Source organism: Paenarthrobacter sp. 10N417 (assembly GCF_056394745.1).
The window spans coordinates 294,848-315,090 of the sequence record NZ_JBFTIL010000002.1 but is presented as its reverse complement, the minus strand read 5'-3'; the positions used below and the strand labels follow the sequence as shown (position 1 = coordinate 315,090).

Below are 20,243 nucleotides of genomic sequence, written 5' to 3'. Positions count from 1 at the left end.
CACGCTCAGTAGGATTGAGGCCATGACTTCGAACTTGGCTGCGGTCAGCTATGGCGTGAATTTGTCCCCTGAATCGCTTGATAACGTGCGCAAAGTGCTGGCTGATGCCGGTGCCGCAGTGTCATCGGAATCACATTCCGGGGACGACCGCTTCGGTGTTCACACGGCCGGTCTCGCCGTTGATGCAATCACACCTGCAGAACTAAGTGCTATTCGACGGCGGGTGGCTGAGGCCGCGAATGCCGGAGTAGATACTGCGATCGTTCCGGAGGCCCTTCGCCAGGCTCCCAGGAAGCTCCTCATCATGGATGTGGATTCCACGCTGATCCAGCAGGAAGTCATCGAGTTGCTGGCAGCGTATGCGGGCAAGCGCGACGAAGTTGCAGCTGTTACCGAAGCAGCCATGCGTGGGGAGCTGGATTTTGCCCAGAGCCTCTACGCCCGCGTTGAAGTGCTCGCAGGGCTGCCTGCCGCCGTCGTCGATTCTGTACGTGCGGAAGTGCGCCTCAGCCTTGGTGCAGCAGAACTGGTGGCCGCGTTCAAGGAGGCAGGCCACGTGGTGGCTGTTGTTTCCGGCGGCTTCAACCAGATCCTGGGGCCCATCGCTGAAGAACTCGGCCTGGACTACTGGATTGCCAACGAGTTGGAAATCGTCGATGGCGCTTTGACGGGCAGGGTGCTGGGCGACGTGATTGATCGCGCGGCGAAGGAGAAGTACCTGCGTGAGTGGGCAGCCGCTGAGGGGATCGACCTTGAGCACACCATCGCTGTGGGCGACGGCGCCAACGACCTCGACATGCTGGGGACGGCCGGAATTGGCGTTGCCTTCAACGCCAAACCGGCCGTCCGTGCAGCGGCAGACGCCGTCATCAACATGCCGTACCTTGATGCGGTGCGGCACATCGCCAACGTCTGAAACCCACGTGCTTAGCTGTTCCTACCCGCCCTGCGGTTGCGGACGAACAACAGGCCGGCACCAATGACCAGCAGAGCACCGGCTACGTAAAGAATGCCGGTTCCCACGCCGCCAGTCAGCGGCAGTTCAAAGCCGTTGTTGGACGGGATGTTCTTCACGCTCAGGTCAATACCGACGGCTGTGGTGGTGGAGTTGATCAGGAAGGACACAGGCTCGGCGAGCAGTTCGTACCCTGTCGGCGCTGTGGTCTCCACCAGGTAGTAGGTGCGGTAGTCCGCGTCCCCAGGGGCAACGGCCGCACCGTTGGCCCAATCCGAGTAGCGCAGGCCTGAAATGGTCAACGTTCCATCGCCGGCAACGGTGAAGACGCTTTGGCCTTCAATATCCACGGGGTTGGTGCCTGCCTTGGCATCAGCCTCATTGGTGTAGACCGAGAAAGAAGCGCCGGCCAGGGCGGCAGCATTCTCGTCCACCTTCTGCAACGTCATCCCGCCCCATTTGGTAGCGACAGGCGGCGTTACGATTGGCCCTCCCGGCTGGCCGGGGGTGATGTTGAAGCTCGCAGCGTTCGGGTAGACGAGTGCTTCGTTTTCGATCTCCCCGATGGTGTTGACCTTGGTGCTCACCATGACCTGAACACGGGTTTGGGTGCGGGCTGCCAGCAAGGCACGCCCGTCATCGGTGAAGACCACCGAGACGGTGTTGGTTGTGGCGTCGAAGCCCACAACGTAATCCGTACCTTCGATAAGTGGCGTACCATCCTCCAACTGGGCGGTGGCACCGACGTAGGTCAGTTTGGTGTCGAGCTGATCCACCACCTTGTAACCGTCAATCACGGCCTCGTTCGGGATATCAGCTGTGATCGTCCAATCGACCTGGTCGCCGAGCTTGACGTCGGGAGCATCAGTGACGATCTTCTCCGCACCGGAAACAGAGTTCTTCGGGTATACGTCGACGTCGTAGATCCAGTTGTCCTGGTTGTCCGGATCGGTTAGTGGCACCGAGATAAGGAACGGGGCCGATGGGGTGACGCCGGCCGGATAGTTGGTCTCCGTCACCAGATACAGGCCTATGGGCAAGTTGGCGAATAAGGCAGTGCCGTCGGCGGCAGTGACCTGGGCCTGGCCAGCACCCAACGTGTATCCAGCGCCTGTGATGGAACCGGACGGGTCAGACGACGCGAAGACGCCGCTGAGGTCGTGTGCCGCGTCCCAGCCCGCATTGGTGGATAGATCAATGGTGTTGACCTGCTGGATCGTGAACTCAATGCCGGGCAAGGGCGTCAGGGCGGTGGTGTCCGGAACGACGCGGGAAAGGTTGTTGCCGCTGCCACCGTTCCCGCTGCCATTACTGCCGCCGCCACCGTGTCCGCCGCCACCGTGTCCGCCGCCACCGTTGTTCCCGCCGCCTTCAGGGATCGGCTTCTCGAATTTGTGAACAGTGATGGAACCGGTTTGGTCACTGTCAATCACGGGTGCTGCCGAAGCTGGGGCAACGGAAAGTGACACAGTCAGCACCGCCCCGACCAAGATGGCAGTGGCCGCTCGCCAGTGCCGTGATGCGCGTTGATTTATCACACTTGTCCCTTCGATTGATGGTGCCCCGGGCAATTGCCCAGGGACCTCCACCATTCGAGTAGCGGGACCAGAGGGTTCATGTTGCGCATTTCACAGGGTTTTCAGCGAAACGATTGGCGCTTTCAGGACACTCATCAGATGTGACCCTTGCCGGTGAGCGAACATCGGCTTGCCCATCCGAAGGAGATGCGTTGCCGGAGCATGAAACCCTTTTCAGATCTGTTGTTTCAGCAGATCCTGACGGTGTGCTGAGGAAGCACTTCACCGCTTGGTGTGGGCGATTCAAGATCTTCCCAACAGACTTCGGCTTCGCCACTGCAACCGGCCACGTGGTGTACCCGGCTCACGGAGTTATCGAGGCAGATGGAACTGTGTGGTTGTCTACCCTGGCGTCTTTTGATCAATCCGGGATCCGGGGGCACGTGGAAAACCATCCGGGTTTCCGGGACATGCTCGCCAATGCGTCCAAAACGCCTGACAGGGCTCCTGACGGGATAGCCCTTTTGATTCGGCGTACTCCGTATCAAGTGATCTTCCAAAATACGACGGAAGCTGGAGGAGACCACATTATTAACGTCGCTTTCATTAATCGAAAGACGCTGCGCAGAAGCGCCTCCGAAGCCCGGGGTCGCATTTCGTGACGCCAACTTTCGAATAATTTATGCGATTGTCACTAACTGGTTCGCTTCTTGAGACAGTGCGTTCCGGTGGCTTCTTAATGTGTATTGTTGGAAATTCCAAGACGGAGTCGTGATGCATTAGGCGGCCCGGGATTAAGACCAGCAGGGGCAGAAAGTGAATCGTTCGCGGCACGCACGAAGATGGTGGCAACGTCGGGAAAAGCATGTTCCTGCTGAAGTGCATGCCCATGAGGATGAATCACTTCGTAATGCACCGGTGTACCAGCAGCCCGGGGCGGTCTACTTCACACATATCGGTGATGATAAAAAAGAAAAGGAAGAACAAAATATGAGCACGCTTGACGAATCCATAAAGCAGTTGCTGTCCATCGAGGGCGCAACAGGCGCGGCCGTCGTGGACTACTCCAGCGGAATGGCTTTGGCCCAGGGCGGAAGTCCTGGCTTTGACCTGGGAGTGGCCGCTGCCGGTAACTCGAATGTTGTCAGTGCAAAACTCCGCACCATGGCCGACCTGCATGTGGAGAGCGATATCGAAGACATCCTCATAACCTTGGGTTCGCAGTACCACCTGATCAACGTTCTTAACTCAGGCGGTTCCAAGGGCCTGTTTGTCTACTTGGTGCTTGACCGCACCTACGCAAACCTTGCATTGGCGCGCCACAAGCTCAACAATCTCGCCAAGGGAATTACCATCTGATCTTCCCCGTAAGAGCGAAAGGGGCGGCCGCGCATTCGCGGTCGCCCCTTTCGGTTTCACGTCAGGAAGGCACACTGCAGTCAACTCTTCACGCGGCGGGCTTCCCCACTGCCGGACGTGAACTTCTCGCCGAGCATATGGTGTACCAGGGCGTCTTCGTTGGTATTGGCATTAGCCTCTATGGCTACCATTTCGCCGTTGCGCATCACACCAATCCGATGGCACCAGCTGACCAGTTCCGACAAATCCGACGACAACAGGATGATCGCAACCCCGGTTCGGCTGAGCTCCTGGAGCATCCTGTACACCGTCTCTTTGGCCCCAACATCTATACCGCGGCTGGGGTGGCTAAGGATCAACACATCGCAGTCGCTCGTCATCCACTTGGCAAGCTGCACCTTCTGGCGATCGCCACCCGAAAGAGTGGTGATGGCACCATGGATGTTTGTCGTGTTGATGCGCATACGGCGAACCAGTTCGATCACGCCACGAAGCTGAGTGATTTCATCCTGTAAATTGGACCCGGCCGTATCGTCACTGCGCTGAAGGCCTTCAACGATTCCACTTGCCGATTCCAGGGTGTCTGCGGTGTCTGACAAGTAACCGATCTTCAAACGCAGTGCATCCTGCAGCCCTCGGATCTGTACAGGTTTTCCTTGCATGAAAATCTGGCCCGAGGTACTCGGGTGAATACCCACAAGCGCTTCAAGCAATTGATATATGCCTGAGCGATGTGTTCCCGCCAACCCGAAAATCTCACCTTTGGATACGCTGAAGGAAATATCGCGGATACTGTCTTCCACAGTGAGCTCAACCACCCGCATAGCTTCATCTCCGGGTGCCGGATCAGTGGGTCTGGAGGTGTTGGCCAGCTTGTGCTGAAGCAAGAGGAAAGCGAGCTCGTCGACGTCTGTCCGGCTGGCTTCCAGGATTTTGTGGACCTTGCCGTCCCGCATGACAGCGATGCGGTGGGCTATGGAGCGGACTTCATCAAGGCGATGGGTGATGTAGATGATCGCACGCCCCTGCCCGACGAGCATCCGCAAAACTTGATGCAGGACGGCGACGTCATGATCCGGTAGCGACGCAGCAACTTCGTCCATGATGACGAGTTGGGCTTCTTCGGCCACCATTCTCAGAACTTCCACGAGTGTCTGCTCGGCACGGATCAGCGTGCCCACTTTCACGTCCGGATCCAAGGTGATCCCGATGTCCTTGATGAGTTTAACTGCCTGAATCCGGAGTTCATCATGGGATTTGTCAGCTTGAAAAGTTCCGCGAAAAATGGCCTTGGCGACGGTCAGTTCAGGGTCGAGGCGGAAATTTTGCGGGATGAGGCCGACGCCGCAAGCCTGGGCTTCCTCCATGGAATCCGGTCCGTATTTCTCGCCAGCCAGCATGATGTGCCCGTCATCGTGCTTATGGGATCCTGCCAATACGCCCATGAGAGTGGTTTTGCCCGCACCATTGGTCCCGATTAATCCCAGGATCTCGCCGCGGTGGAGGGAAAGCTCAACGCCCTTGAGGATGCGCCTTTGATCGTAGGACGCATGAATATCATCAGCGTGCAGTAACAGGTCCAAAGATGCTCCTAGTTCACAGTAGTGGGCTCGACCCTGGACACTGCCATAAAGTTCCTACCTTGGCTTAATACAGTTTGCTTGCATTTAGGGACGACGACGCCTTGCAGATTCAATCAGATAGATTCCCCAAATGCAAAAGCGGGAACTTGAAACAACTTTTAGTATTTCGTGTTGCAGGAAACTGAACAATTTATCAAATTGTCATGGTCCACTTTGATTGGCATCTGGACGGTTAAACAGTTGTGGCCCGGACGCGTGTCCGGGCCACAACTAATTCTGCCAGGGTGCCTACTCGGCGGATTTGCCGAAGTAGTCTGCTCCACCCACGTATTCGGTGTGGCCGGTTTCGACGTCGGCCGTCGCCATCTTGGCGACCTCTGCCGCAAATTCTTCAACGGAATACAACTTGCCTGCTTCTGCGCGGCGGGCCTCGATGGCGCCCGGGTTGGAGCGGTCAAGCAGGGTGGCCGTCACAGTGCCCTCGATCATGTCACCGGAAACAACCACCAGCGAGATGCCTTTGTCGGCAAGGTCGGGCAGGAGTGCGCGCAGTGCGTCCTCACCGGCGCGCTTGCTCTTTGCTACCGGCTCGTATTCAGGCATGGTGGGAACGGTCTCCACGAAATGCGCCTGGTGGCTGGTGACGAAGACGACRCGMGAGCCTTCGCGCATGAGCGGCACAGCCGCATTGAGCATGTTGATCTGGGCATCGCGGTTTAGCTTGAGCGCGTAGCCCTCCTCCATGCCGGACTCCATGCCACCGGATGCGTTCAGTACCAGCACGTCAAGCGAGCCGAACTGCTCCATGGCGGTGCTGGCAAGAGTGTGAACGCCTTCGTCGGTGGTGAGGTCTGCACCGACGGCCGCAGCGCGGCCGCCCGCTGCCTGGATTTCAGCGACGACCTTGTTGGCGCGCGGTGCCTTCTGACGGTAGTTGACGACCACAGCGGCGCCCTCACCCGCGAGGATCTTGGCGACTTCAGCACCGATGCCACGCGAAGATCCCGTGACGATCGCGGTCTTGTTATCCAGCATTCCCATTCGTGCTCCTTTTGTTCACTTCATCTAAAAATGTGTGGGCCCGGGTTCCATCATGCCAGCGACCGACTCGAACCCCGTTGTCGGCTGGCGACAAAAAACCTGCTGTTTGCCTCGGAGCGGGCCGCTTTAGTGGCCCATCCCGAGACCGCCGTCAACGGGAATCACTGCCCCTGAAATGTAGGCGGCCTCGTCGCTGGCCACCCAACGCACAACATTGGCTACCTCGGAAGCCTCGGCGAAACGGCCTGCCGGCACGTTCGCCAGGTACGACTTCTGGGTTTCCTCGGGAAGTTCTGCCGTCATGTCCGTGTTGATGAATCCCGGAGCAACCACGTTGGCCGTGATCCCCCGACTGCCCAGTTCGCGGGTCAGCGAGCGTGCGATGCCCACCATGCCCGCCTTCGAGGCGGAGTAGTTGATCTGGCCCGGAGCGCCATACAGCCCGGAGACCGATGAGATGAGGACCACGCGGCCTTTGCGGAGACGGATCATGCCCTTGGAAGCACGCTTAATGACGCGGAACGCACCGGTGAGGTTGGTGTCCAGCACGGAGGTGAAGTCGTCCTCACTCATGCGCAGGAGCAGCGTGTCCTTGGTGATGCCGGCATTGGCAACCAAAACCTCCACCGGGCCGTGCGCTTCTTCTACTGTCTTAAAGGCGGCATCGATCGAGGCTTCGTCAGTGACATCGGCTTTGACTCCCAGGATGCCTTCAGGCAGTTCTGTTTCGCTTCGATAGGTCACTGCCACCTTGTCACCGTTCGCAAGGAAGGACTCGGCAATGGCCAGACCGATTCCCCTGTTGCCGCCGGTGATGAGGACGCTCCGGCCGGTGGATACTGCTTCAGACATACTTTCGCTCCAGGTTCTGCGGCATGGGTGTGCTGCGGTGAAGAGGGGATTTCCTGCCTCGATCTTATCGGGCACCWGCTACAACCCGCCGGTAACCGGCCCGTCCCGCGGTTTGGGCGGCCACCGCCTTGGTGAGAGAATTGAGAGAAGCCTTTGGAGCGTGATGATTCAGTTGTGACACGAGAAAACAGTCCCCTGCAGCAGGTGCCCGGGGATCCGGACGCCGTCTCTGGCGATCCCGAAGTCCACAGCATCACCGATGCCGCGGCTGCCCACTCGGAAGACATGCGGGAGCGCATGATCAAGTACGCAGTGGCGATGGGTATTCGCATGGTCTGCATCATCCTGATCTTCGTGGTGGACGGCTGGTTGAAAATAATCGCCGTGGCCGGAGCCGTGTTCCTTCCCTGGATAGCCGTGGTCATCGCCAATGGCAGCGACAAAGCCGAGGATCACAGCGATTCCTTGCTCGACTACGTGGGAACAGCGGAAATCGAGGGCTCTTCGCTGCCCACCGAAGAGGAATCGACGGACAACGTCACCGTGCTAAAAGGCGAGGTGGTGGACGATGAACCACCAAGTCAGGAAACAGAGCCTGACGCTACTCATACACCGAAGGCCGGGGACGCCGGCAACGAACGGGCGGCTTCATGAACATCTTTAACCTTGGCGGCGCCGGTTTGGGCAGCCAGGAGTCCGATCGCGCCAGTGGCCCCGCCCTGTGCTCCCGTAAGGGATGCCGGGAGGGGGCGGCGTGGCAACTCCTGTGGAATAACCCCCGGATCCATACCCCCGAACGGCGGAAGGTTTGGCTTTCGTGCAACGAGCATCGCGAGTGGCTTGAGGACTACCTCCAAACGCGGGGCCTCTGGAAAGAGACCGTCCCTTTCGAGGCAGATGACGCTGCTGTTGGCGAGGCCCGCTGAATGTATCGTTTCCTTTTCTCCAGCAAGTGGCTGGGCTATTTCGTTCTGGCCGTTATCTTCGCCACAGCATGCGTGTTCCTTGGCCGCTGGCAAATGGATCGGCGGGCAGAGACGCTGGCTGAGATCAACCGCGTGGTGAACAACTACTCCGCGACGCCTGTCCCCTTCGCTGGGATCAAGGACCAGTTCCGCACCCTGGACCCCGAGCGGGAGTGGACCCAGGTTGAACTGCGGGGTAGTTACGACCTGAATGGCCAGCGCGTTGTACGGAACCGTCCGTTGAACGGGCAGCCAGGTTACGACGTCGTGGTTCCTTTCCGTCTCACCTCCGGCGAAGCGGTGGTTATCGACCGCGGCTGGTTGCCGATTGGCAACAACACGCCGGGCCGTCCCGACGTCGTTCCGGCACCTCCCGCGGGCGAAGTGACCGTGGTTGCCCGCCTCAAGCCAACGGAACCGAAGCTGGACCGCGGTGCGGTGGATGGACAACTGCCATCCATTGACCTGGCCAGCTTTGCAAGCGAACTCCCCTACCCCATCGCGACGGGCGCTTATGGGCAGCTGGCCAGCGAGGATCCCGCAGTCCAACCCATGCCCACGCCGTTCCCCAAACCAGCGACGGAAGAGGGCACGCACCTCTCGTACTCCCTGCAGTGGTTTGCCTTCGGCGTCCTGATGTTCATTGGTTTCGGCTACGCAGCCAGGCAGCAGGCGCGTAACGCTGCCATCGACGCTGAAGAGGACGAAGACGACGCCGAGGAAGTTATTGCTGCCAACGGGCCACCCAAGCGCCGCGTGCCGGTAAACCGAAAGAACAAGCGCCCCACGTCAGAAGAAGAGGAAGACGCAATCCTGGATGCCCAAGGTTACTGAAGCGGTTCCGGACCCGGTGTTCAACGTGAAGTCGGCCCTCACGGCCGCAGGCGCTGAGGACACCGTCCGGATCTTCGAAGACAAGGTGCCCACGGCTGCAGCGGCCGCCTCTGTCCTTGGATGCGAGGTTGCAGCCATCACCAACAGCCTGATCTTCGAACTCGACGGCAAACCTTTGCTGATACTCGCCAGCGGAGCCGCAATGGTAGATACGACACTGGTAGCCAAACTCCTGGGAACCGAAAAGATCCGCCGCGCGAAGCCAGATTTCGTACTGAAACACACCGGCCAGGAGGTGGGCGGAGTCGCGCCTATCGGTCACCCACAACGCATAAGAACCATCCTGGACACCTCGCTGCAAGAACACCCACTACTGTGGGCCGGCGCCGGAGACCACAATTCAATGTTCTCCATCACCTACGAGGAACTAAAAGCCATCACAAACGCTGAAGAACTCCAAGTACGTTAGCTCCCGCCAGGGCGACAGGCCCGCGAGCGAAGCGACGCGGTTGATGTGCGTAGCGTGCGTCTAAGCGAGGAACGAGCGAGCACGCGGCACATCGAGCGCGCCGCGAAGCGGACGCAAGCGGCACCGCGAACCCTAAGCCAGCGTAATCAGATCCAGGTAGTCCTCGTTCCAGTGATCTTCAACACCGTCCGGCAGCAGCACCACGCGTTCCGGATTCAGGGCTGAGACGGCGCCTTCATCGTGGCTGACCATGACGACGGCGCCGCTGTAGTTCTTCAGCGCACCGAGGATTTCCGCGCGGCTGGCTGGGTCCAGGTTGTTGGTGGGCTCGTCGAGGAGCAGCACGTTGGCGCTGGAGGCAACGATGGTCGCGAGGGCCAACCGGGTCTTCTCACCGCCGGACAGAACTCCCGCCGGCTTTTCGACGTCGTCACCTGAGAACAGGAACGAACCCAGAATGCCGCGGACCTCGGCGTCCTTCATGTCAGGTGCGGAGGAACGCATGTTTTCAAGGACCGTGCGATCGTGATCCAGGGTTTCGTGTTCCTGGGCGTAGTAGCCCACTTTCAATCCGTGTCCCGGGATGATGTCGCCGGTGTCCGGCTTGTCCACGCCTGCAAGCATTCTCAGTAGGGTAGTCTTGCCGGCACCGTTGAGGCCAAGGATGACCACCTTGGAGCCGCGATCGATCGCCAGGTCCACGTCAGTGAAAATCTCCAGTGAGCCATAGGACTTGCTGAGCCCTTCGGCGGTCAGTGGGGTCTTGCCGCACGGGGAGGGATCCGGGAAGCGCAGGGCGGCGACGCGATCGTTTTCGCGGACCGCTTCCAAGCCGCCGAGGAGACGTTCAGCACGCTTTGCCATGTTCTGCGCTGCGACAGCTTTTGTTGCCTTGGCACGCATTTTGTTGGCTTGGTCGATGAGGACCTGGGCTTTCTTTTCAGCATTGGCGCGTTCGCGCTTGCGGGCTCGTTCATCCGTTTCGCGCTGCTGGAGATAGCGCTTCCAGCCCATGTTGTAGTAGTCGATCTGGGCCCTGTTGGCGTCAAGGTGGTACACCTTGTTGACAGTGGCTTCCAGCAATTCGACGTCGTGGCTGATCACGATCAGTCCGCCCTGGTGGTCTTTCAGGAAGTCGCGCAGCCACGTGATGGAGTCGGCGTCGAGGTGGTTGGTGGGTTCGTCGAGGAGCAGGGTTTCTGCCGAGGAATAGAGAATGCGGGCGAGCTCAACACGACGGCGCTGGCCACCGGAGAGGGTCTTCAGCGGCTGGTTGAGGATGCGTTCAGGGAGCGCAAGGTTGGAGGAGATCGCGGCTGCCTCCGCTTCGGCGGCGTATCCTCCGCCGGCCAGGAACTCAGTTTCCAAGCGGTCGTAGCGGTTCATGGCTTTGCGCTGGATGGCGTCATCCTCGCTGGCCATCTCGTCCTGTGCCTTCTTCAGCTTCCCCACCACCACGTCCAAGCCACGGGCAGAAAGGATGCGATCACGGGCGAGCTGTTCCATGTCCGGGGTGCGGGGATCCTGGGGCAGATAGCCGATCTCACCGCTACGGGTTACTTTGCCGCCTGCCGGCAGGCCTTCGCCTGCGAGGACGCGGGTCAAAGTGGTCTTGCCCGCGCCGTTGCGGCCGACAAGGCCGATCTTGTCGCCTTTGTCCACCCTGAAGTTGACCTTGTCCATGAGCAGGCGTGCGCCGGCGCGGAGTTCGAGTTCCTGGACGGTAATCAATTCGGGTGATGCCTTTCAATGGGGAACGCCTGCGTGACCGGTGGCCCGGTAGTTGCGGCGGGGACGGCCGTGAGAACAGCCTGTTCAAGTCTACCGGCAGCCTGCCCTCCCCTGGACATAACGTCGCCCGAAGGGCAGATTGTGCCATTTCACACAGGATTAATGTCCACAGTTGTGGAGAGGCTCCAAAAAAGCCCCTTCCCAAGCTCCGTATCCTCACTGTTGGGGGAAACAAACTTCAACCTCGCACCCACAGCATTTCCTGATAGGACCCGTCATGAGCCAAACCACCTCCGCCTCTGTGGAGCGCAACTCTTCGCGCAAGCGATGGACCGCCACAGACCTCGGCCTCATTGCCGTCTTCGCAGCCCTTGTGGCCGCGTCCGCGATCGTTCCCGGCATTCCGGTTGGCGCCCTTGGTGTGCCCATCACCTTGGTGACCCTCACTGTGATGTTGAGCGGTCTGGTGCTTGGCGCCGGGCGGGGATTCGCCGCCGTCGGGCTTTATGTCCTCCTTGGCCTGGCTGGCCTGCCGATCTTCAGCGGGGGCCGCAGCGGACTGGGCATCCTGGCTACTCCATCCGCGGGCTACATCATTGCTTTCCCCCTTGCCGCGGCTGCCACGGGCTATCTGGCGGCGTTGATTATCCGCAAGACGGTACGGAGCCGTTCCCTGCTGCTGTTTGCTGCCGCCATGGTCAGCAGCATCGTCCTCATCCACGGCCTGGGCGTCCTGGGCATGATGGTCAACGGCAAATTGGACTTCACCAAAGCCTTCATTGCCGATCTGGCCTTCTACCCCGGGGACATCATCAAGAATGTCCTCGCCGTGATCATTGCGGTGGCTATTCACAAGGCCTTCCCGGATGTCCTGGTCCGCAGGGTCAAATAGCCTGCGTCACGCAAAAGTCGGAAACAATATCTCTATGAACTCCATCAACTTCAACAGGGTCTCGGTTCGTGTAGCCATTGACGGCAGCAGAACGTCCAAGACCCTGCTGGAGGATGTTTCCTTAAGCCTCACCGAGCGGCGTATCGGCGTCATCGGTGCCAACGGCTCCGGAAAGTCCACGTTATTGCGGCTGTTGAACGGGCTGGTGGAGCCCAGCGACGGAACTGTCGACGTCTACGGCGATGACACAGTTAAAGCCGTGCGCCGGGTTCGTGCAAACGTCGGATTCGTCTTCACTGATCCCTTGTCGCAATTGGTGATGCCTACCGGCCGTGAAGACGTTGAGCTCTCCCTCCGCCGCTCCATCAAGAACACCCGCGAACGAGCCGCGCGCGCGGAAGCAGTTCTTGACAGGTTTGGCCTGCTGCCCCTGGCTGACCAGAGCATCTATGAGCTCTCCGGTGGGGAGCGTCAGTTGCTCGCCTTGGCTGCAGTCCTCGCCGTTAATCCCAAGGTGTTGGTCCTCGACGAGCCATCCACCCTCCTTGACCTGCGGAATCGCGAGCTGTTGCGGCGCACGTTGGCGGGCCTGGAGCAGCAAGTCGTCATGTCCACCCACGACCTCGACCTTGCGTTGGAGATGGATCGTGTCCTCGTGGTGGAGTCGGGGCGGATAGTCTTCGACGGCGGTGCGGCTGAAGGTGTTGCACGGTACCGGGAGCTATGCGCAACTGCGCTCGACGAAGTTCCGGGCTTTTGGGAGGCTCCGGGCCTTGGTGAGGTTCCGAGCCTCGGCGAACGCCCCGAACGAGGCCGGTTATGAGGGGCCACGGCTTCCTGATAGCAAACTATGTGCCGGGCAACTCGCCCATCCACCGAACCCCGTTGTGGCTGAAATTCCTGGTGGTTGCAGGGTGCGGAACCGCGTCCTTCCTGATTGTCGACTGGGCAGTTTCGCTGCTGGTCTTCGCCATCATGTGCGGCTTGTTCCTGCTGAGCGGGGCCGGTTTGTGCCGTCTGATGCGTGCCATATGGATGGTGACGCCCATCCTCGTGGTGATCGGATTGTTCCAATGGTGGCAATTAGGTGCCCCCACGGCTGCACGCATCGTCCTGAACGTCCTGGTGTGCGTCGTCGCAGCCTCGGTTCTGACCGCCACCACACCTGTCCAGGACCTGCTGGACGGTGTTGTCTCCCTCGCGAAACCATTCCGGCGCTTCGGTGCCGATCCTGAGCGCTTCGCGCTCACCATCGCCGTGATGCTCAGGAGCATCCCCTTCATTGCAGGAGCCTTCTCTGACGTCAGGGATGCGGCCCGCGCCCGCGGACTGGAACGCAATCCCAGGGCACTGATACTCCCGGTCTTTATCACCACGGTCGCTTACGCGCGCCAAACCGGCGATGCCTTGTCCGCCCGAGGACTCGGCGAACCTGACGAACCCAAGTAGCTGGCATTCGTGGTTGTTTTCAGGCGTCATAACAACCACTAATGCTGGTCAGTTGGGCTGGAGCTGGGCGTAGCGCATGAGGGCCGCTGTGCCCATGCCGCCCGCGATACTGATCATGGCCAAGCCCAACGGTGCTACTCCGGAATTTTGGGAGACGCCACGAGCCTGGGTAAGCAAGCGCGTCACCAGAACAGCCCCCGAAGCGCCGTAACCGTGCCCAAAAGCCAAGGCCCCGCCCTCGGCATTGGCTTTTCCAGGATCGATACCCAAATGATCAAGGCAAGCGATGGTCTGGGACGCAAAGGCTTCATTGAATTCGATGAGGTCTACGTCGGTTGCAGCCACGCCATGTTGAGCCAACAACTGCTCGGCGGCGTGTGCGGCCCCGATGCCCAGCAACTCCGGATCCACACCTGTGGTCTCACAACCCAAAACCAGCAAGCCGTCCACCGCGCCCATCTCCCGGGCGCGCTTCAGTGATGTTATGACGACGGCGGCAGCTGCGTCGGCATCAAAACACGAGTTCGCTGCCGTGACAGTCCCGTCGGGGACGAAAACTGCCGGGAACCGCGACATCAGTGGGGCGCGCAACGAAGGCTTGGGGCCGTCGTCGGCGTCGACGATCGTCCCGGCGTCTTCAAGCGGCACGATTTCGCGTGCGAGCTTGCCCGCTGCCGCAGCCTCAAGAGCCCGCCGATGGCTGCGGAGGGCGTACTCATCCTGCCGCTCACGGCTGATACCAAATGTGCGGGCCACATTTTCCGCAGCCACACCCATGTCAGGATCACCAAACAGGGGTGGCACAAAGGCGGCCCGAGAGAAAAAGTTCAGTCCGCCGTCGTCGGTCCTGTTGGCCCGCGCTGGAGCCGTACTGATGCTTTCCACCCCTCCGGCAACATAGAGCGGGTCGCCGCCGGCGCCAACCAGACGCGCCGCAAGCGCAATGGCATCCAAGCCGGAACCACACTGCCGGTCCACGGTGAGCCCCGGGACCGTGACAGGCAAACCGGCCTGGAGAGCGGCGAAGCGCGCCACGTTTCCGCCACCACCAACAGCATTGCCCATGATGACATCGTTCACCGCGGCTGGATCAATGCCAGCCGATTCGATGAGGGAACGGATGACCGGTGCCAGGAGATCCGGGGCGCGGAGCTGCCTCAGCTGCCCGTTTGCCCGGCAGATCGGAGTCCGCAGCGCCGCGATGATGACCGGCTGGCGGGACTCGTCGACCTGCTGCATGGAAGGGTCGCTTCCCAAGGGGCCGCCGCTACCCAAGGGGACGCGCCCGGACGTCATGGTTTTTGATCCAGTCGAGCAGTACCATCCGGCTGACCTTACCGCGATCCGTGATGGGTAGCTCGGACAGGACGTAGTACTGCAGTGGCCACTTGTCACGGGCGAGCAGGCCATCAAGGCCGGTGCGCAGCTGCGTCGCCGTGACGGCACCGTAGGCAGGAACGACGCCGGCAATCACCTTTTGACCGCGGACGTCATCCGGAGCTCCGGCTGCTACCGCAACTTCAATGCCTGGAACGGAGGCGAGGGCGAGTTCCACCTCGTGCGGGTACACGTTCTTCCCCGCAGTGATGATCATGTCCGAACGACGTCCCAGAATGTGCAAGGTGTCGTCGGCGAGATAGCCTTGGTCCCCCACGGTGTACCAGCCGTCCAGGCAGCGGAGGGCCTGGCCGTCGTCGCCCCAGAGGTAGCCGTTGCTGACCATTCCACTGCGGACGCTGATGTTGCCGTGCTCGCCGTCCGGAAGATTCTGGCCGGTGTCGTTCAGGATTCGCAGTTCCACACCAGGAAATGGACGCCCAATGCCGGTACCCCCAACGTCGAGGGGCTCGCCGGCAGCCAGCCGTGTGCCGGAGACGAAGCTCAACTCGGAGGCTCCGTAGTACTCAAAGATGGCAGCATGTGGAGCCCAGCGGCGCGCCGCTTCCAACGTACGGCCATCGAGCTTGGAACCGGCGCAGATGATGCTCCGGATGCCGGAAGCATCCACATCCCCAGCTAAGCCGCGTTCGCTGAGCAAACGAAGCATGGTCGGGGTGAGCACCAGTCTTGTGATGTTGTCATGGCTGATCGAAGCGTGGGCGTCACCGACATCGAAAGACTCCAGCGTGTGGAATGCAGAGCCCGCGTACAGGCACTCAGACAGGGCGTAGAGGTTCAAGCTGGAGGAGAGCGGACCTGCCGCCAGGGTCCGATCGTCCTGGGAGAGTCCGAAGAACTCGATCGAAGCGTCGAACGAAACCTGCCACGAACGGCGGGACCGCGTGAACGCCTTCGGCACCGAAGTGGTGCCGGACGTAAGCCCAATCAGGAAGGTAGTGGACGGATCTCCGTCTACAAGTTCCACATCGGTTGCTATGGCAGGATCGACGATGCGCGACGTCACTTCCTCCACCATTGCTGCAGGCCACAGTGGGTCCAGCACAGCACAGCGGCGCTCCCCCGCCACCGCCGCCGTAAACTTCGCGACCAAGTCAGTGGAGTTGGGTTCGGCAAGCACAGTAGTGGCCGCCGCGTGGCCAAGCAGGCTTGCCGCGGCGTCGCGGAGCTCGGCCCAGTTGAGCCGGCTGCGGCCCACAACGACGGCGGTGTCGTGGGGACGTTCATCGGCCCAGAGCTGAATTTTATCCAGGAAAGGCATCCCCGCAATTTTACGGCAGTGTCCGCCCTCCGGCACCAATGGTGACGTCTATTCTGACTGTATGAGTTTCAATGACGGTGCGCAGCTAGACCCATCCCAAGTAGAAGACCGACGCGGCGGAGGCATGGGCCGCGGGACGAAAATAGGTGGCGGGATTGGTGGTGGCATCGTCGTGCTGCTTCTGGCCCTCTTCGGAATCAACCCCAACATCCTTGGCGACCTGACTGGCGGCGGAACTCAGCCACCCGCCGTCGAAGGTGGAAGCGGCGGTGTACAGGAGTGCAAGACGGGCGCTGATGCGGACAAACGACTCGACTGCCGGATCACAGGCACTGTCAACAGCCTTAATGCTTTTTGGCCCGAATATCTCGCCCAGTACAACGTTCAGTATTCCCGGCCCGGGACAGTCATCTTCGAGCAAGGGACGAATACCGGATGTGGTGCTGCTACCACGGCTGTCGGTCCGTTCTACTGCCCGGCGGATACCAAGGCATACTTCGACCCCGGGTTCTTCGATGAGCTCGTGACCCGTTTTGGCTCATCAGGTGGGCCGCTGGCGCAGGAGTATGTGGTGGCCCATGAATTCGGCCATCACATCCAAAACATCCTGGGCAACCTTGACCGGGCACAACAGGATCCCCAAGGGCCGGAGTCCGGTGCAGTCCGGGTTGAATTGCAGGCGGACTGTTACGCAGGACTCTGGGTTCGCCATGCGACCACGCAGAAAGACCCGGCAACGGGCAAGCCGTTCCTTGACCCCCTCACCGAGCAAGACCTGCAGGACGCGCTGTCCGCTGCCTCCGCCGTCGGCGATGACCGAATCCAGAAGGCAGCAACAGGTCGGGTCTCGCCGGAGTCCTGGACCCATGGCTCAAGCGCGCAGCGGCAGAAGTGGTTCTACCAGGGATACGCCACGGGCGACATCAACAAATGCGACACGTTTGGTGTTGCGGCGCCATAGCTGCGGTGGCGACGGTTTATTTCCTGAGCCAACGGCTAAATGCAGAAATGGTTCCGGACCACAGGTCCGGAACCATTTCTTTGCCCTTTGAGGGCGAAAACTGCCGATCAGATGTTAAAGCCGAGGGCCCGCATCTGGTCCTTGCCGTCGTCGGTGATCCGCTCGGGACCCCATGGCGGCATCCATACCCAGTTCAGGCGCCACTCGTCCACGACTCCGTCGAGGGACTTGCCTACCTGCTCTTCCAGCACGTCCGTGAGCGGGCAAGCCGCCGTCGTCAGTGTCATGTCGATCAGGAGTGCGCCGTCCTCATCTGAGTACTTCAGGCCATAGAGGAGGCCCAAGTCCACGACGTTGACACCGAGCTCCGGGTCAATGACGTCCTTGAGCGCTTCCTCAACGTCCTCGAGGCTGGTGCGCGCCGCGTTGATTTCGGTCATGGAATGATCCTAACTAGGCCTGTACGGCAGGAGCAACGGCAACGCCTGCGCCTGCGGCGTAGCGGTCGTAGCCCTCTTCTTCAAGACGGTCGGCCAGTTCGGGGCCGCCCTCTTCAACGACCTTGCCGTCGACGAAAACGTGGACGAAGTCGGGCTTGATGTAGCGCAGGATGCGGGTGTAGTGGGTGATGAGCAGCGTGCCCATGTTTCCCTCTGCGTGTGCGCGGTTGACGCCTTCGGAAACTACCTTGAGGGCGTCGACGTCGAGGCCGGAGTCGGTCTCGTCCAGAACAGCGAACTTCGGCTTGAAGAGCTCGAGCTGAAGGATCTCGACGCGCTTCTTCTCGCCACCGGAGAAGCCTTCGTTGACGTTGCGCTGAGCGAAGTCGGCGTCGATGCGCAGCTGCTGCATGGCAGCCTTGACGTCCTTGGTCCACGTGCGAAGGGCGGGTGCTTCGCCGTCGATCGCCGTCTTGGCGGTACGCAGGAAGTTCGTCATGGTGACGCCGGGAACCTCTACCGGGTACTGCATGGCGAGGAAGACGCCTGCACGGGCGCGCTCGTCAACGCTCATTTCCAGGACGTTTTCGCCATCGAGAGTGATGGTACCGCTGGTCACCGTGTAGCGCGGGTGGCCGGCGATTGTGGACGCGAGGGTGGACTTGCCCGAGCCGTTGGGGCCCATGATGGCGTGAGTTTCACCGGTCTTGATGGTGAGGCTGACGCCCTTCAGGATCTCCTTGGTGCCCTGCTCCGTCTCGATGCTGACGTGCAGGTCCTTGATCTCAAGAGTAGACATGCTCTTCTTTCTTTTCCGTTCGTAAGTCTGGTGATACCGGGCGCTTAGTAGTTATCTACCGAAGCACCGTTCACAACGTTGGTCACGTCCACGTAGACGTCGTCACCATCGATGGTGACTGCGAAAACGGGAACGGGGTCGTAGGCAGGCAGCTGAAGAGGCTGTCCGCTGCGGAGGTCGAACTGGGAACCGTGGCCCCAGCACTCAATCGCACAGCCTTCAATCTCGCCTTCAGACAACGAGATGTCCGCGTGCGAGCAGGTATCGCCGATGGCATGGATCTCGCCCATCGAGTCCCTCACGATGGCTACCGGATAGTCATCGATCAGGACGCGCAGCGCCTGCTTGACCTGGATGTCATTGGCGTTGCATACCAGTTCGCCCTTGGTTTGTTCACTCATGCTTGTCCTGCCTGGTCTTTGCTAGTTGTCGGTCGCGGCGAGTTCGCGCTCAACAGCTGCGGTCAGGCGTTCTTCGATTGCCGGGACGTTGATCTGCTGGATGATCTCGTTGAGGAAGCCTCGGACCACCAGGCGGCGGGCTACCTTTTCGGGAATGCCGCGTGCCATGAGGTAGAAGAGGTGCTCGTCGTCGAAACGGCCGGTGGCGCTGGCATGGCCGGCACCCTCGATGAGTCCAGTTTCGATTTCCAGGTTCGGCACAGAGTCCGCACGCGCGCCGTCCGTCAGGACCAGGTTGCGGTTGGCCTCATAGGTGTCAGTGCCTTCTGCTTCCTTACGGATCAGGACGTCGCCCACCCACACAGTGTGGGCATTGCGGCCCTGCAGCGCGCCCTTGTAGAGCACGCGCGACTTGCAGTTGGCCACCGCGTGGTCAACAAACAGGCGCTGCTCAAGGTGCTGACCGGCATCGGCGAAGTACAAGCCGAACATTTCGACGTCGGCACCAGGGGCCGTGAAGCGGGTGGACGGCGTAACGCGCACGACGTCGCCGCCGAGGCTGACCACAATGTGCTTGAACTTCGCGTCGCGGCCGATCCTGGCCTGCTGGGCCGACGCGTGAACAGCGTTGTCGGCCCATTCCTGCAAGGACACGACCGTGAGCTCAGCGCCATCTTCGACGATGATCTCAACGTTCTCGGAGACAACAGCCGTGCCCTGGTGATCCAGGACCACAACCGCCTTGGAGAAACGCTCTGCCACGATCACGATGTGCTGGGCAGCAGGAGCCTCGCTGGATCCGGTGATCAGGACGGAAACTTCGCTCTCGGCCTGGAGCTCAGCCGGAACCGTGACAACGGTAGCTTCGGCGAAGTTCTCCCAACCGTTGGCGGACACGCGGTCCTCGGGGATGGCTGCCTGGCCGATCCGCTTGTCCTCGCGGCCAACCGTTTCGACGACGACGCCGGACGGTGCAGTCACGCTGACAGCCGGAGCTGCACCGTTAAGGACCTCGGTGTGGAGACCGCGCAGGCGCTTCAGCGGCGTGAAACGCCAGTCTTCTTCAAGGCCGGTCAGGGGCTTGAAGTCCTCCAGCTTGTAGGACGTGAGGCGGCCGGCGCGGGAGCTGTCCGGGATGCCGACGCCGCCGCCATGCGAGTGGCTCTTGACCGATGCGCCACCGAGCGGACCAGCAGCAGGCTGTTCCGACGTCGTGCTGGTGTTTGTTCCGGTATTTACGGGCGAAAGGTTTTCGCCTTCCTCGGTGAAGCCGTTGATAAACGGCTGGGCCGAGGGCGCGCCGATGCGTGCCTTTTCAGTAGTGATATCAGTCATT

22 protein-coding genes are annotated in these 20,243 nt (G+C 60.6%); 11 read left to right on the top strand and 11 right to left on the bottom strand.

From position 1 onward, the window contains the following. Positions 1-22: 22 nt before the first annotated feature. The gene (gene serB, locus AC1DCM_RS03875; protein ID WP_442005364.1) at positions 23-916 is read left to right on the top strand and encodes a phosphoserine phosphatase SerB; all 894 of its coding nucleotides are present in this window, start codon (positions 23-25) and stop codon (positions 914-916) included. Positions 917-927: 11 nt separating this feature from the next. On the opposite strand, the gene AC1DCM_RS03870 is transcribed toward serB, so the two are convergent. Next, entirely contained in the window at positions 928-2,493 is a 1,566-nt protein-coding gene (locus AC1DCM_RS03870; RefSeq protein ID WP_477517352.1) for a SpaH/EbpB family LPXTG-anchored major pilin, read from the bottom strand. 191 nt (positions 2,494-2,684) lie between these two features. Here AC1DCM_RS03870 and AC1DCM_RS03865 point away from each other — a divergent pair, with 191 nt between their 5' ends. Then, positions 2,685-3,134, top strand: coding sequence for a hypothetical protein (locus AC1DCM_RS03865; protein WP_477517351.1), 450 nt, complete (start codon positions 2,685-2,687; stop codon positions 3,132-3,134). 328 nt (positions 3,135-3,462) lie between these two features. Continuing rightward, complete coding sequence (locus tag AC1DCM_RS03860) at positions 3,463-3,831, top strand: hypothetical protein (RefSeq protein ID WP_477517350.1); 369 nt, start codon at positions 3,463-3,465, stop codon at positions 3,829-3,831. Positions 3,832-3,911: 80 nt separating this feature from the next. Here AC1DCM_RS03860 and AC1DCM_RS03855 read toward each other — a convergent pair whose 3' ends face one another. From AC1DCM_RS03855 to AC1DCM_RS03845, 3 genes are all read right to left on the bottom strand, one after another. After that, positions 3,912-5,414 carry a sugar ABC transporter ATP-binding protein gene (locus AC1DCM_RS03855; RefSeq protein WP_477517349.1) on the bottom strand — a complete coding sequence of 501 codons (1,503 nt, stop codon included), beginning with the start codon at positions 5,412-5,414 and terminating at the stop codon, positions 3,912-3,914. Positions 5,415-5,702: 288 nt separating this feature from the next. Continuing rightward, entirely contained in the window at positions 5,703-6,455 is a 753-nt protein-coding gene (locus tag AC1DCM_RS03850; RefSeq protein ID WP_477517348.1) for an SDR family oxidoreductase, read from the bottom strand. Between the two features lie 126 nt (positions 6,456-6,581). Then, positions 6,582-7,307, bottom strand: coding sequence for a beta-ketoacyl-ACP reductase (locus tag AC1DCM_RS03845; protein ID WP_223932850.1), 726 nt, complete (start codon positions 7,305-7,307; stop codon positions 6,582-6,584). Between the two features lie 153 nt (positions 7,308-7,460). Between AC1DCM_RS03845 and AC1DCM_RS03840 the strand changes: the two genes are divergently transcribed. From AC1DCM_RS03840 to AC1DCM_RS03825, 4 genes are read left to right on the top strand one after another with little or no spacing between them, the layout of a single operon-like run. Then, positions 7,461-7,961, top strand: coding sequence for a DUF3099 domain-containing protein (locus AC1DCM_RS03840; protein WP_477517347.1), 501 nt, complete (start codon positions 7,461-7,463; stop codon positions 7,959-7,961). Then, entirely contained in the window at positions 7,958-8,233 is a 276-nt protein-coding gene (locus AC1DCM_RS03835) for a hypothetical protein (protein ID WP_442005371.1), read from the top strand. The genes AC1DCM_RS03840 and AC1DCM_RS03835 overlap by 4 nt, the downstream gene beginning before the upstream one ends. Continuing rightward, the gene (locus tag AC1DCM_RS03830) at positions 8,234-9,106 is read left to right on the top strand and encodes an SURF1 family cytochrome oxidase biogenesis protein (protein ID WP_477517346.1); all 873 of its coding nucleotides are present in this window, start codon (positions 8,234-8,236) and stop codon (positions 9,104-9,106) included. It begins immediately after the preceding gene. Beyond that, positions 9,090-9,575, top strand: coding sequence for a YbaK/EbsC family protein (locus AC1DCM_RS03825; protein ID WP_477517345.1), 486 nt, complete (start codon positions 9,090-9,092; stop codon positions 9,573-9,575). The genes AC1DCM_RS03830 and AC1DCM_RS03825 overlap by 17 nt, the downstream gene beginning before the upstream one ends. A 132-nt stretch (positions 9,576-9,707) precedes the next feature. Here the strand turns inward: AC1DCM_RS03825 and AC1DCM_RS03820 are convergent, their stop codons facing one another. Then, entirely contained in the window at positions 9,708-11,306 is a 1,599-nt protein-coding gene (locus tag AC1DCM_RS03820; RefSeq protein ID WP_477517344.1) for an ABC-F family ATP-binding cassette domain-containing protein, read from the bottom strand. A gap of 277 nt (positions 11,307-11,583) precedes the next feature. Between AC1DCM_RS03820 and AC1DCM_RS03815 the strand changes: the two genes are divergently transcribed. Genes AC1DCM_RS03815 through AC1DCM_RS03805 form a run of 3 tightly spaced genes read left to right on the top strand, consistent with a single transcriptional unit; the run spans position 11,584 to position 13,647 of the window. Next, complete coding sequence (locus tag AC1DCM_RS03815; protein ID WP_477517343.1) at positions 11,584-12,198, top strand: biotin transporter BioY; 615 nt, start codon at positions 11,584-11,586, stop codon at positions 12,196-12,198. A 34-nt stretch (positions 12,199-12,232) separates the two neighbouring features. Beyond that, the gene (locus tag AC1DCM_RS03810; protein ID WP_477517342.1) at positions 12,233-13,021 is read left to right on the top strand and encodes an energy-coupling factor ABC transporter ATP-binding protein; all 789 of its coding nucleotides are present in this window, start codon (positions 12,233-12,235) and stop codon (positions 13,019-13,021) included. Further along, positions 13,018-13,647, top strand: coding sequence for an energy-coupling factor transporter transmembrane component T family protein (locus tag AC1DCM_RS03805; protein WP_477517341.1), 630 nt, complete (start codon positions 13,018-13,020; stop codon positions 13,645-13,647). Before AC1DCM_RS03810 ends, AC1DCM_RS03805 begins: the two co-directional genes overlap by 4 nt. Before the next feature lie 48 nt (positions 13,648-13,695). On the opposite strand, the gene AC1DCM_RS03800 is transcribed toward AC1DCM_RS03805, so the two are convergent. Both AC1DCM_RS03800 and AC1DCM_RS03795 read right to left on the bottom strand, forming a co-directional pair. After that, entirely contained in the window at positions 13,696-14,943 is a 1,248-nt protein-coding gene (locus AC1DCM_RS03800; protein ID WP_477517340.1) for a thiolase family protein, read from the bottom strand. Continuing rightward, positions 14,915-16,306: a class I adenylate-forming enzyme family protein gene (locus tag AC1DCM_RS03795; protein WP_477517339.1), complete on the bottom strand. Its 1,392-nt coding sequence runs from the start codon at positions 16,304-16,306 to the stop codon at positions 14,915-14,917. The genes AC1DCM_RS03800 and AC1DCM_RS03795 overlap by 29 nt, the downstream gene beginning before the upstream one ends. 61 nt (positions 16,307-16,367) lie before the next feature. On the opposite strand from AC1DCM_RS03795, the gene ypfJ reads away from it, so the two are divergent. Next, positions 16,368-17,267 (top strand): KPN_02809 family neutral zinc metallopeptidase, encoded by a 900-nt coding sequence (ypfJ, locus tag AC1DCM_RS03790; protein WP_442005379.1) that lies wholly within the window; start codon positions 16,368-16,370, stop codon positions 17,265-17,267. Positions 17,268-17,374: 107 nt separating this feature from the next. Here ypfJ and AC1DCM_RS03785 read toward each other — a convergent pair whose 3' ends face one another. The 4 genes from AC1DCM_RS03785 to sufD are packed head-to-tail and all read right to left on the bottom strand — an operon-like array spanning position 17,375 to position 20,242. Then, on the bottom strand, positions 17,375-17,707 hold the full coding sequence (locus tag AC1DCM_RS03785) for a metal-sulfur cluster assembly factor (protein ID WP_216925770.1): 333 nt from the start codon (positions 17,705-17,707) through the stop codon (positions 17,375-17,377). 13 nt (positions 17,708-17,720) lie between these two features. Beyond that, positions 17,721-18,506: a Fe-S cluster assembly ATPase SufC gene (gene sufC, locus AC1DCM_RS03780; RefSeq protein ID WP_224090246.1), complete on the bottom strand. Its 786-nt coding sequence runs from the start codon at positions 18,504-18,506 to the stop codon at positions 17,721-17,723. 44 nt (positions 18,507-18,550) lie between these two features. Continuing rightward, positions 18,551-18,907, bottom strand: a complete 357-nt coding sequence (locus tag AC1DCM_RS03775) for a non-heme iron oxygenase ferredoxin subunit (protein ID WP_377653811.1) — start codon at positions 18,905-18,907, stop codon at positions 18,551-18,553. A 21-nt stretch (positions 18,908-18,928) separates the two neighbouring features. After that, positions 18,929-20,242, bottom strand: coding sequence for a Fe-S cluster assembly protein SufD (gene sufD, locus AC1DCM_RS03770; RefSeq protein ID WP_442017860.1), 1,314 nt, complete (start codon positions 20,240-20,242; stop codon positions 18,929-18,931). Position 20,243: the final 1 nt, after the last annotated feature.

Coding starts and splice junctions, on each gene's coding strand:
- AC1DCM_RS03835 (WP_442005371.1), top strand. CDS start 7,958: ATGAACATCTTTAACCTTGGCGGCGCCGGTTTGGGCAGCCAGGAGTCC.
- AC1DCM_RS03795 (WP_477517339.1), bottom strand. CDS start 16,306: ATGCCTTTCCTGGATAAAATTCAGCTCTGGGCCGATGAACGTCCCCAC.
- AC1DCM_RS03830 (WP_477517346.1), top strand. CDS start 8,234: ATGTATCGTTTCCTTTTCTCCAGCAAGTGGCTGGGCTATTTCGTTCTG.
- sufC (WP_224090246.1), bottom strand. CDS start 18,506: ATGTCTACTCTTGAGATCAAGGACCTGCACGTCAGCATCGAGACGGAG.
- ypfJ (WP_442005379.1), top strand. CDS start 16,368: ATGAGTTTCAATGACGGTGCGCAGCTAGACCCATCCCAAGTAGAAGAC.
- AC1DCM_RS03825 (WP_477517345.1), top strand. CDS start 9,090: ATGCCCAAGGTTACTGAAGCGGTTCCGGACCCGGTGTTCAACGTGAAG.
- AC1DCM_RS03815 (WP_477517343.1), top strand. CDS start 11,584: ATGAGCCAAACCACCTCCGCCTCTGTGGAGCGCAACTCTTCGCGCAAG.
- AC1DCM_RS03785 (WP_216925770.1), bottom strand. CDS start 17,707: ATGACCGAAATCAACGCGGCGCGCACCAGCCTCGAGGACGTTGAGGAA.
- AC1DCM_RS03845 (WP_223932850.1), bottom strand. CDS start 7,307: ATGTCTGAAGCAGTATCCACCGGCCGGAGCGTCCTCATCACCGGCGGC.
- sufD (WP_442017860.1), bottom strand. CDS start 20,242: ATGACTGATATCACTACTGAAAAGGCACGCATCGGCGCGCCCTCGGCC.
- AC1DCM_RS03810 (WP_477517342.1), top strand. CDS start 12,233: ATGAACTCCATCAACTTCAACAGGGTCTCGGTTCGTGTAGCCATTGAC.
- serB (WP_442005364.1), top strand. CDS start 23: ATGACTTCGAACTTGGCTGCGGTCAGCTATGGCGTGAATTTGTCCCCT.
- AC1DCM_RS03800 (WP_477517340.1), bottom strand. CDS start 14,943: ATGACGTCCGGGCGCGTCCCCTTGGGTAGCGGCGGCCCCTTGGGAAGC.
- AC1DCM_RS03775 (WP_377653811.1), bottom strand. CDS start 18,907: ATGAGTGAACAAACCAAGGGCGAACTGGTATGCAACGCCAATGACATC.
- AC1DCM_RS03805 (WP_477517341.1), top strand. CDS start 13,018: ATGAGGGGCCACGGCTTCCTGATAGCAAACTATGTGCCGGGCAACTCG.
- AC1DCM_RS03860 (WP_477517350.1), top strand. CDS start 3,463: ATGAGCACGCTTGACGAATCCATAAAGCAGTTGCTGTCCATCGAGGGC.